The organism is Subdoligranulum sp. APC924/74, from assembly GCF_003324125.1.
In the GTDB taxonomy this organism is placed as follows: domain Bacteria; phylum Bacillota; class Clostridia; order Oscillospirales; family Ruminococcaceae; genus Gemmiger; species Gemmiger qucibialis.
The window spans coordinates 1-10145 of sequence record NZ_PSQF01000094.1 but is presented as its reverse complement, the minus strand read 5'-3'; the positions used below and the strand labels follow the sequence as shown (position 1 = coordinate 10145).

The following is a 10145-nucleotide window of genomic DNA, read 5'->3' as shown; positions in this document are numbered from 1 at the left end:
TACCGCAACCCGACATTATCGAGCATTTTGGCAACGCAGATGCCGTGCCGCAGCCGCCGGAGCGGTGCTTAAGCCGTCAGGCGGGAATTGAGCGGTGTTGCCTTAGAGCAACGATAAATCGCAAATGTTGGTGGAGAAAGCGATGGACGAAGAGAAGGTAACACAGACTGCGATGGAGCCGGCGCAGCAGCCAAAGCCCAAAGCCAGGGGCGGGCAGTGCACGCAGGGCAAAACCGCTCCAGGCACGGGGCGAGGCAGGACGGCCAAACCCCATGCCAGCAATAGCAATACTGCGCACCGCAAAACGGGCACGCAAAAACAAAAAAGCGAACCCCAAAATACAAAATCCCCGCAAGAACCAAAAACGCGGGCGGAACAAGCCGAGCAGACCGAAGCTGCCGCCCCGGAACAGGTGGCAGCCAAGCCCAAAGCGCCGCGCAGCGGGCAGGCAGGCGGCAAACGCCGCCGCAAAAAGGCTGCCCCCAAGCTGGAAGCAAAACCGCAGCAATATGTTGAGCCCCGGCCGGAACCCCCGGAAGCGCCGGAAAAACCGCAAACGCCGGAACCTGCCGCTGTGGCCGAACCGGCTGAAGCAGCCGCCGCGCCGGAAATGCCGGAAAAGGCGGTGCAGGAACCCAAAGCCGCGCAGCTGCCCCAGGCCACGGAGCCGGAGGATGACGAACCGGAACTGACCCCGGAACAGCGCGCTGCAGCAGAGCGGCGCAAGGCGGAGATCACCCGAACGGTCCAGGTTTCGATTGAACAGATCGAGGATGCCGAAGCAGAACAGGCGGAGAAAGAGGCAGATACGCCGGAATCGACTGGCAGCAAAGTGGGCCGCGCCGTGCGGCTGCTGATCGGCTGGCTGCTGCTGGTGGTGCTGCTGGCGGGTATGATCGCCGCAGGCGGCATATACTGGCTGTACAAAAAAGCCACGCCGGATATGATTCCTGCCGTTACGGTAACAGTGGCGGGCCAGCAGCTGGACCCCGTGGCGTACCATTGGCAGGTGCCGGTGGCAGGCAACCACCTTAAGCGTACCTATGCCGAGACACTTTCCAGCACTCCCACAGCGCTGGAATCTGATTTTGGCGGCGGCACCATGACGCTGCGGGTGACCCCGGCGGACTGCAGCGCCGAAGTGACCGTTAAGGACGAGAACAAGCAGGAAGTGTTCAGCGGCAGTGCCCAGGAATTTGCCGCCTACCGCTTTACCACGCCCGGCAGCTACACCGCCAAGCTGGTGGTCAGCAGTGGCGAGGGTTACCAGAGCGAACCGACAGTTTCGGGCCACCAGACCTATGAGTTCACATTTGATGTAACGATTAAGGCTACCGTGCGGCTGAATACCCAGGCTGTTACGCCGGGTGGCGTTGTGGCCGTAAAGGTAACGGGCCAGCAGACGGATACCAAGCCAAGCCTGACGGCAGAACTGCCGGATACCGGCTTCCGTGCCAGCGCGACCGGCGATGGCTGGGTGGCTTACCTGGCGGTCCCGCTGGAAACCGAGCCTGGCAGCTATACCATCAAGGTCACCGTGGACGGCGAGGTGCAGGAGCTTACCCTGAACGTGAGCAAGAGCGCCGCATCTTTTCGGGATTATACTTCCAAGTCCAGGCTGGTCACGCCGTATGTCGGCGCGGATGATACCCCGCAGGAAGTGCTGGACCTGCTGGATACGGCATCGGATACCATCTACTGGGCGGACGCTGGGTTTGCTTCGCCGTTCAGCGATAAGGTGGAGGTCACCCTGCCGTATGGCCTGACCGAATATGTCAACCGTACCCAGACCGAGCGCAAGAACAACACCGGTACCGGCCGCACCAGCATCAATGTGGTGCTTTCCGGCAGGTGCGACCTGATTGCCCCGGCGGGCGGCAAGGTACTGCTGGCGGAAAAATTGCCCAATGTGGGCAATACGCTGGTGATCGAGCACGGCGCGGGCGTAAAGACTATTTACTATGGCCTGCGCAGGCTGACGGTAGAAAAAGGTGCAATCGTGGCCCAGGGCGATGCCCTTGGCACCACCGACAAAGCTACCGTGGTGGAAGTGCGCGTGGGCAAAACCCCCGTGGAGCCGCTGCGTATCCTGCGCGGACAGTGCGATGCCCTGCGCAGCTATTAAAACGGAGCATAACCGATAAGGCAATACCGCATAATTCTAAGTACCGCAGCCGCCGGAGCGGTGCTTAAGCCGCAAGGCGGGAATTGTGCGGTGTTGCCATAAATAGAAAAATTCCCCTGTCTGCATTCTTTGTGGTGCAGGCGGGGGAACTTTTTTGCGGCAGGCGTTTTTGATGTTCTGACGGAACCATGCCGCCCACCCCGGCATAACATGGAACAAACGGCCAGATACAACACCGGGGGGAAGCATTATGGCGGCAGCATGTAATTTGACTTTTTGTGTGGTTGGGCGGGATGCCCGCCAACTGGCGGCGGCGCGGGCGCTGCAGAACAGCGGCTATACCGTGCTGGGGGCAGAGGGGGCCGGGCAGGCGGATTACATCCTGCTGCCTATGCCGATGGATGCCGAGGCGGCGGACCTTGCCCGCATCCTGCGCGCCGCCCGCCCCGGTACGCTGGCCCTTGGCGGGCGCATCAGCGAACCGGTGCGCAAAGCGGCGCAGGCCGCCGGGGTGGAGTTGGTGGATTACTTTTTGCGGCCGGAGCTGGCCTGCCTGAACGCAGTACCCACTGCGGAAGGGTGCCTGGCCCTGCTGATGCAGCTGCGCCAGCGCACGATATGGGAAAGTGAGTTCCTAGTGTTGGGGTATGGGCGCATTGGGCGGGCGGTGGCCCGGCGGCTGCAGGCATTGGGCGGGCAGGTGACCATTGCCGCCCGCGCGCCGGAACAGCGGGCCGCAGCGCGCTGCGCGGGGCTGCATGCCGCACCGCTGACCGCGTTGGAACAGCTTCTGCCGCACTTTGATGCGGTCATCAACACCATACCGGCCCCGGTGCTGGGGGCGGCCCAGCTGCGCTGCCTGCCCAGGGGGGCGCTGATCCTGGACCTTGCCAGCCGCCCCGGCGGAACGGATTTTGCCGCCGCGCGGGAACTGGGCCTGCGTGCGGAACATGCCTTGAGCCTGCCCGCCCGCTGTGCGCCCGAAACCGCCGGTGCGCTGGTGGCGCATACCGTGGAAGTGATTTTACAGGAGCGTGCCGCCACGGCCCGCAGCGAAAGGGGAGTGAGCTGATGAATTCCAGCCTGGAACCGCCGCGCACGGTGGTGTTTGCCCTGTGCGGCAGCTTTTGCACATTTGAAACGGTTCTGCCGCAAATCATCCGCCTGCGCGCCTGCGGGTGGGAAGTACTGCCGATGCTGAGCTATGCGGCGTCGGCGCTGGATACCCGCTTTGGCCGCGCGGCAGATTGGAAGCAGCGCCTGGAGGAAGCCACCGGCCACCGCCCGCTGGAGGATCTGCGGGAAGCGGAACCCCTTGGCCCCAAGCATATGGCACAGGCACTTGTCATTGCTCCCTGTACCGGCACAACGATGGCGCTGCTGGCGGCGGGCATCAGCGCAACGCCGGTCACGCTGGCGGCCAAAAGCATGCTGCGCGGCGGCAGGCCGGTGGTGATCGGGGTATCCACCAACGATGGGCTTTCCGGCAGCGTGGGAGCGCTGGCGACGCTGCTGCAGCGCAAAAATTATTATTTCATTCCCTTTGGCCAGGACGACAGCTACAAAAAGCCCTGCAGCCTGAAAGCGGATTTTACCCAGCTGCCGGATACGCTGGAAGCCGCTCTGCGCGGGGTGCAGCTGCAGCCGATTTTGCTGTAAAACCCGTGGAACAGAGCTGTTTTGTGCGGGTGCGGCATATGATAGAAAAGGGCGCTTTGGTGTGGGAACAAAGAGGGGCGGTGCGGCAATGGAATATATCGAAGTAACAGGCGGGAACCCGCTGCGGGGGAGCATCCGCCCGGCAGCGGCCAAAAACAGTGTGCTGCCCCTTTTGGCGGCAACGCTGCTGTGTGCGCAGCCCTGCACCCTGCGCCGGGTGCCCCTGCTGCGGGATGTGCAGACCAGTTTGGATCTGCTGCGGGCTGTGGGCAGTGGGGCGGCCTGGGCCGGGCAGGACCTTGTCACCCAGCCAGCCCGGCAGATCAGCGGGCGGGTGCCCACGGCGTTGGCGGGGGCTATGCGGGGGTCGGTGTTTTACCTGGCACCGCTGTTGACCCGCGCGGGCTGGGCAGAGCTGCCGCTGCCCGGCGGGTGCAGACTGGGGCCGCGGCCCATTGATATCCACCTGGCCGGGCTGACGGCCATGGGGGCACAGGTGTGTGCGGCGGCAGAGTGCGTGGTGCTGCGCCGCCACGGCGTTTTGCGTGGTACGGATTTTGCTCTGCGCCTGCCCAGCGTGGGAGCAACCCTGACCCTGATGCTGGCGGCTTGCTGTGCGGCGGGCGTTACCACCCTGCGCGGTGCGGCGTGCGAGCCGGAAATTGCGGATACCGCCGCTTTTTTGAACGCCTGCGGGGCAAAGATCACGGGGGCGGGTACGCCGGTGGTCTGCATCCGAGGTACCGGCGGCGAGCTGTTGGACGGCTGTGTGCATACCGTGCTGCCGGACCGCATTGCCGCAGCGACTTATGCGGCCGCCGCCGCCATTGCAGGCGGGCGGGTGACGGTAACGCAGTGCAGTCCGGTGTGGCTGGCGGCGTTTCTGGACTTTTTGCAGGGCAGCGGCTGCGAGGTTGCCCGCGGGGAAAATGAGTTTAGCATCACGCGGGATCAGGATACAAAGCTGCGCGGCGGTCAGGAACTTGTAGCGGCTGCTTACCCTGGCCTTGCCACAGATACTGCCCCGCTGGCTGCAGCGGTGCTGCTGGGGGCGGAGGGAGCATCCCGCATTTATGACGGTCTGTTCCAAAACCGCTTTGCCTGTGCACAGGGCTTTGCCGCCCTGGGGGCTGATGCCCGCAGCGAGGGACGGCTGCTGTACCTTGGCGGCAGCGCAAAACTGCATGGTGCCACTGTGACTGCACCAGACCTGCGGGGCGGGGCAGCACTGGTACTGGCGGGCCTTGGTGTGGGGGACGGGAGCTGCGTGCGGGTGCTGGATGCCGGACATATCCGGCGCGGCTATGCCGACCTGGCGGGGGATCTGCGCCGCCTGGGGGCCGACTGCCGGGCAGGCCGCACCGGGACAGAAGCTGGCAGACAGACGAAAAAACTGTAAAAATATTGTCATAATTCACCAAAGCTCCGCAAAACCTGCGGGGCTTTTTGTGATACCCACAAATGTGAACATCTATTTTTTGGCTTTTTAGCGTGTGGGTATTGAAATTATTTGCAGAATTTGTTATTCTTATAAACAGTTATATGCGATATCTTAGGAAGAGCTGGCTGCACCGCAACGCGCGTAAGCAAAGTTTGGGGTGTGGGGCGGCGCTTCCTTTATGGGGGTCAGTGTGTCCGCTGGCGGAAATCCGGCCCTGTTGCATTTGCAATTTTATATTCTTTAGGGGGATACACTTATGGCGTTCGTTCTCGATGAAGAGATGCAGAATGTAACCAACATTAAGGTTATCGGTGTTGGCGGCGGCGGCGGCAATGCTGTGAACCGCATGGTTGAAGCTGGCCTGAATGGCGTTGAATTTGTAGCAATGAATACCGACCAGCAGGCACTGGTCAACTCCAAGGCTACCCAGAAGGTTCAGCTTGGCGCAAAGCTGACCAAGGGCCGCGGCGCTGGTGCTGACCCGGAGGTCGGCCAGCGTGCAGCGGAGGAAAGCAAGGATGAGATCGCCAATGCACTGAAAGGTGCCCAGATGGTGTTCATCACCGCTGGCATGGGCGGCGGCACCGGCACCGGCGCTGCACCGGTCGTGGCCGAAACGGCCCATGACCTGGGCATCCTGACCGTTGGTATTGTCACCAAGCCCTTTGCCTTTGAGGGCAAGCGCAAGATGAGCATGGCCGAACAGGGTATTGCCAACCTGATGATGCATGTAGACAGCCTGATCGTGATCCCGAACGAGCGGCTGAAGCTCATCAGCCAGGAAAAGATCACCCTGATGAACGCTTTTGAAGCAGCCGATAACGTGCTGCGCCAGGGCGTTGAGAGCATCTCCAGCCTGATCAATGTTCCCGCTTTCATCAACCTCGACTTTGCTGACGTCCGTTCCATCATGAAGGATGCCGGCTTTGCCCACATGGGCGTTGGCGTTGCCAAGGGTGCAGGCAAGGCAGAAAACGCTGCCAAGGCTGCAATCTCCAGCCCGCTGCTGGAAACCAGCATTGCCGGTGCACGCGGCGTTATCATCAACATTACCTCCAGCCCGGATATCGGCCTGGACGATGTTGAGACTGCTGCTTCCATGATCACCCAGAGCGCACATCCCGATGCGAACATCATTTGGGGTACTGCGTTTGACGAGCGCCTGCAGGATGAGATGAGCATTACCGTTGTGGCTACCGGCTTTGAAAGCACGCCTGGCGTGGACGAGCCCATCCAGGCTGTTGTGAACGCCCAGCGCGCTGCCGCAGGCGCTGCACCTGCTGCTGCCCCGGCTGCACCGCGCCCGGCCGCTGCACCTGCCCCGGCTCCCGCCCCCGCCCCGGCCCCGGCCGCTGATCCGGTCATCCCCAACCCGGTATTCAGCAATGTGTTCAACCCCAATGTTGACACCCCGGTTTCCACCGCCCCCGCTGCCAAGGAAGATGACAGCAACGAAGATGACGGTGATTACTTCAACGATCTGCTCAGCATCCTGAACAAGCGTTCCTGATCGCTGCGCGTTCTCTATCCTTTGCGGCTGCGGGCAGGCATGCTCGCATAAAAAACAAAACGGCCCGCTGACCAGTTTAGGAGGAAAGCTATGCCCAGCAGCCAAACCTTATCAGCCCTGCAGGAAAAAGGGTTCCGAACCACGTTCCGGGGCTTTGATAAAAATGATGTGCTGGCTTACCTCAATGCACTGGACAACGAAAACCGGCAGCACAGCGCAGAGCAGGAAGAGCAGATTGCCCAGCTGCAGGCCCAGCTGGATAAAATGCGCTCTGAACAGTCCGCTGCACGTGCCTGTGTGGAAAAGCTGCAAAGCGATCTTTCAGCCGCTAACCAGCGCGCCGAAGCTGCGGAAAAATCGGCTGCCGAGGTGGTCGCCCGCGCCAAATCGGTAGAAGAGCGCGCCACGGCAAACCTGAGCCGCAATAAAGAAAATCAGCAGGCTGTGGTGGAATGGCAGTTCCGTTGCCGCGATCTGCAAAAACAGATCGACGAGTACGAAAAGCAGATTGCTGAATACGAGGCGATGATCCCCAAAGGCGGTATGCCTGCCCCCAAGCAGGAACCGGCCCCCGTACCTCAGCCTGCCCCGCAGGAAAAGCCGGAGCCGGCCCCGGAACCGAAGGCACCCCAGGCTGATGTGACCGAGGAAGCCCGCATTGAGGCTCGTCAGATTTTGATGGAAGCCCGCTTGAAAGCCGATGCGGCCGAAGAACGCCTGAAACAGCAGGCTGAAGAGCAGCAGGGCCGCATGACAGAGCATGCCCGAGATTTGGCCGCAAGCCTTGCCATGCTGCGTGAGCGTGTGACCCGCGTGGATGAACGCCTGAGCGCCGCCACTGCGGACCTGGATGATGCCACCACGGCAATTTATCAGGCACTGGATGCAACCGGTGCAGATTTTGAAGCCTTTGGTGCGGAGCTGCGCCACTTTGGAGAGAACACCGCAAAGGAAAATTGTCCCGCTGCCCAGGCAAAGGTGCGCCATAATAAGTCTGCTCAGCCAGCTGCCAAACGGGTGCGCCCTGTGCGCAGCCAGCCGCAGGTGCAGGCCAATAATGCAAACACCCACCGCCTGCGCCGCGCAGGTGATACCCGCCGCAGTGTGAGCCAGGACCTGAATGCCGAGCTGGAACGTTTGAATCAGCCGGCGGCCGCAAGAAAGTAAATACATAACCCGGCAGCCCGCGGAGCCTTGGTTTCGCGGGCTGCTTTTGTATTTGACTTGCAAAGTGTGGAAGTGCCGGATGCCCGCAGTGTTGTGTGACTGCGTGGAGTGTAACTGTTCCCCCCCTGTGAAATAAGCCGCATAAGGGTTGTACAAGAGCAGGACAACACGAACAAAATAAATACTTTGTATAAAATAATTTTATATAAACAAATTGTATAAACAAATAAAGGGCGAAAGGAGGCCCCCGATGGGAAAAATTCAGTTCCCGAACCTTCGCGCACTCCCGGCCGGTCCACGCTGGCTGGCGTATGGCGTGCTGCTGCTGTGTGCCATTCTGGTGGGCGGTGTGATCACAGCCTATGGCGGCATGCTGCTGGTGGTGCTGATGTGGGCTGTCTGCATGGGCGGGCTGTGCCTGCTGCTGCACTTTACCTGGCAGACGGTGTTCCCCGGTCAGAGGGCAGCACAGGATAAAACGTTCCTGCGCAGTTGGCTGGCTGGCTCCGCTGTGGGCGTTGCGGTCATCGCTGCACTGGTGTGCTACCGCCAAACGGTGTACAGTGATGACGCGATCAACTATTTTGCCAAGCAGACACTGCTGTTCGGCAGCTTTGGTCAAAGCGGATTTTACGGCATTCATGTGCTGCTGGAAAGCCTGTTGACGGCGGACTATAAGATGTTCATGAATCTCTTTATCAGTGTGCCGTATCTCTTTACCGGGCGCAGCATCAATGCGTTTATGGTGTGCTATGCCATCACCTGCTTTGTGCCCATGTGGTTTGCGCTGCTGATGGGCGCAAAATATCTGGCCCAGCAGTTGCCCGCTTGCCATACGGCGCTGTATTACCCGCTGTGTATGGCGGTTATGGTGCTGTGGCCCATGTTTTTGTGGCCTGCCACCCACGGCATGCCGGATGCCTTTGGCCTGACTTTTGCCGCAGTGATCGCCCTGCTGTGCGCGGATTACCGGTTTGAAACGCTGCCCTGGCCGCGGCTGTTGGCGATTTTTGCTGCAACGTTTGCCCTGATCCTGACCCGGCGCTGGTACATGTTCTGGATCTTGGCGTTTTATGCTGTGTATGTGCTGGCGGTGCTGGTGGGGGCGGTGCGCCGCAAAACGCTGGGGAGTACCCTCAAACATATGCTGCTGTTCGGCGTGCCCAGCGCTGTGATCATCGTGGGGGCGCTGCTGCCCACCTTCAAAACCATCCTGACAACCGACTACGCCGATATTTACGGCGCTTACTACGGCGGCGGCTTTGGCAACAACTGCCTGGGCCAGCTGCGCACCCAGGGACTGATCTGGCTGGTGCTCTGCGCGGCAGGCTTGGTGTGGCTGCTGTATTGCCGCAGCACCCGTGCACAGGCTATTGTAGCCGCCGCGGCCAGCCTGGGGGCGATGGTGCTGTTTACCCGTACCCAGTCCCTGGGCGACCACCAGAGCCTGATCCTTGCGCCTTTTTACCTGTTGATGCTGTTTGGCCTGTGCGCCAAACTGACCCAGCAAAAGGCAAAGCCCTGGCTGCGCAATGCTGCGGCGGGTGTTCTGGCCGTATTTTTGGTGGTCAACTTCGGCAACGCCCTGCGTCTGCCCGGTAAAAACGTGCGGACCCTGGCCCTGAGCAGCGAAAGCCTGGACCTGACCCGCCGCACCGACCTGGCCCAAATGCGCGCCGTGACAGATTTTGTGCTGGAGCATTGCACCGAGGACCAGACCGTTTATATCAATATGGATTCCAATGGTTACAGCGGCACTACCTTTGCCTACAGTGACCCGGCCCACCCCCAGCTGCAAACGATGATCCTGTGGGAGAGCAGTGTGCCCTCCACCCATGGCTTCCCCACGGGAATCTGGACGTCAGAATATGTGATGGTGACCGATCGTGTGGATGAGGGCGGCATTGTCGGTCCCATCAACGCAGCGCTGCGCACCCAAAGCCCTGCTGCCATCCATTATGAATATGTGACCGAGTTCCCGCTGGACGGCATTACCCTGTATTGCTACCGCCGCACAGCCCGGCCGGATGCAGAGGAAGCCGATTACTTCAAGCAGGTGTTTGCCGAATACGACGCCCGCTGGCCGGAAATCTTCAGCCAGAGAATTGAAGAATATATGCAAAGCGTGCAGTAAGCAATAAGGGCAATACCGCATAATTTTAAGTGCCGATACGGCGAGCGAGGTGCGGCAGATGCCAAGCCAAAAGCGCAGATAATACTGGATGCTGCAAAGGTGAGCGCCG

At 60.8% G+C, this 10145-nt stretch carries 7 protein-coding genes; all 7 read left to right on the top strand.

Annotated elements, in window-relative coordinates; genetic code table 11:
* Positions 1-142: 142 nt before the first annotated feature.
* The 7 genes from C4885_RS13840 (at position 143) to C4885_RS13810 (ending at position 10036) form a co-directional block, all read left to right on the top strand.
* Positions 143-2125, top strand: coding sequence for a M23 family metallopeptidase (locus C4885_RS13840; protein ID WP_158538909.1), 1983 nt, complete (start codon positions 143-145; stop codon positions 2123-2125).
* A gap of 250 nt (positions 2126-2375) precedes the next feature.
* On the top strand, positions 2376-3197 hold the full coding sequence (locus C4885_RS13835) for an NAD(P)-dependent oxidoreductase (protein ID WP_114000899.1): 822 nt from the start codon (positions 2376-2378) through the stop codon (positions 3195-3197).
* Complete coding sequence (locus C4885_RS13830; RefSeq protein ID WP_114000898.1) at positions 3197-3784, top strand: dipicolinate synthase subunit B; 588 nt, start codon at positions 3197-3199, stop codon at positions 3782-3784. Before C4885_RS13835 ends, C4885_RS13830 begins: the two co-directional genes overlap by 1 nt.
* Positions 3785-3872: 88 nt before the next feature.
* Positions 3873-5183 carry a UDP-N-acetylglucosamine 1-carboxyvinyltransferase gene (locus tag C4885_RS13825; protein ID WP_114000897.1) on the top strand — a complete coding sequence of 437 codons (1311 nt, stop codon included), beginning with the start codon at positions 3873-3875 and terminating at the stop codon, positions 5181-5183.
* A 298-nt stretch (positions 5184-5481) separates the two neighbouring features.
* Entirely contained in the window at positions 5482-6735 is a 1254-nt protein-coding gene (ftsZ, locus tag C4885_RS13820) for a cell division protein FtsZ (RefSeq protein WP_114000896.1), read from the top strand.
* 90 nt (positions 6736-6825) lie between these two features.
* Complete coding sequence (locus C4885_RS13815; protein WP_114000895.1) at positions 6826-7902, top strand: hypothetical protein; 1077 nt, start codon at positions 6826-6828, stop codon at positions 7900-7902.
* Between the two features lie 250 nt (positions 7903-8152).
* Positions 8153-10036, top strand: coding sequence for a hypothetical protein (locus tag C4885_RS13810; RefSeq protein WP_114000894.1), 1884 nt, complete (start codon positions 8153-8155; stop codon positions 10034-10036).
* Positions 10037-10145: the final 109 nt, after the last annotated feature.

Bases quoted from the DNA above. Each gene is read 5' to 3' on its own strand.
- ftsZ (WP_114000896.1), top strand. From the start codon at position 5,482: ATGGCGTTCGTTCTCGATGAAGAGATGCAGAATGTAACCAACATTAAG.
- C4885_RS13840 (WP_158538909.1), top strand. From the start codon at position 143: ATGGACGAAGAGAAGGTAACACAGACTGCGATGGAGCCGGCGCAGCAG.
- C4885_RS13810 (WP_114000894.1), top strand. From the start codon at position 8,153: ATGGGAAAAATTCAGTTCCCGAACCTTCGCGCACTCCCGGCCGGTCCA.
- C4885_RS13815 (WP_114000895.1), top strand. From the start codon at position 6,826: ATGCCCAGCAGCCAAACCTTATCAGCCCTGCAGGAAAAAGGGTTCCGA.
- C4885_RS13830 (WP_114000898.1), top strand. From the start codon at position 3,197: ATGAATTCCAGCCTGGAACCGCCGCGCACGGTGGTGTTTGCCCTGTGC.
- C4885_RS13825 (WP_114000897.1), top strand. From the start codon at position 3,873: ATGGAATATATCGAAGTAACAGGCGGGAACCCGCTGCGGGGGAGCATC.
- C4885_RS13835 (WP_114000899.1), top strand. From the start codon at position 2,376: ATGGCGGCAGCATGTAATTTGACTTTTTGTGTGGTTGGGCGGGATGCC.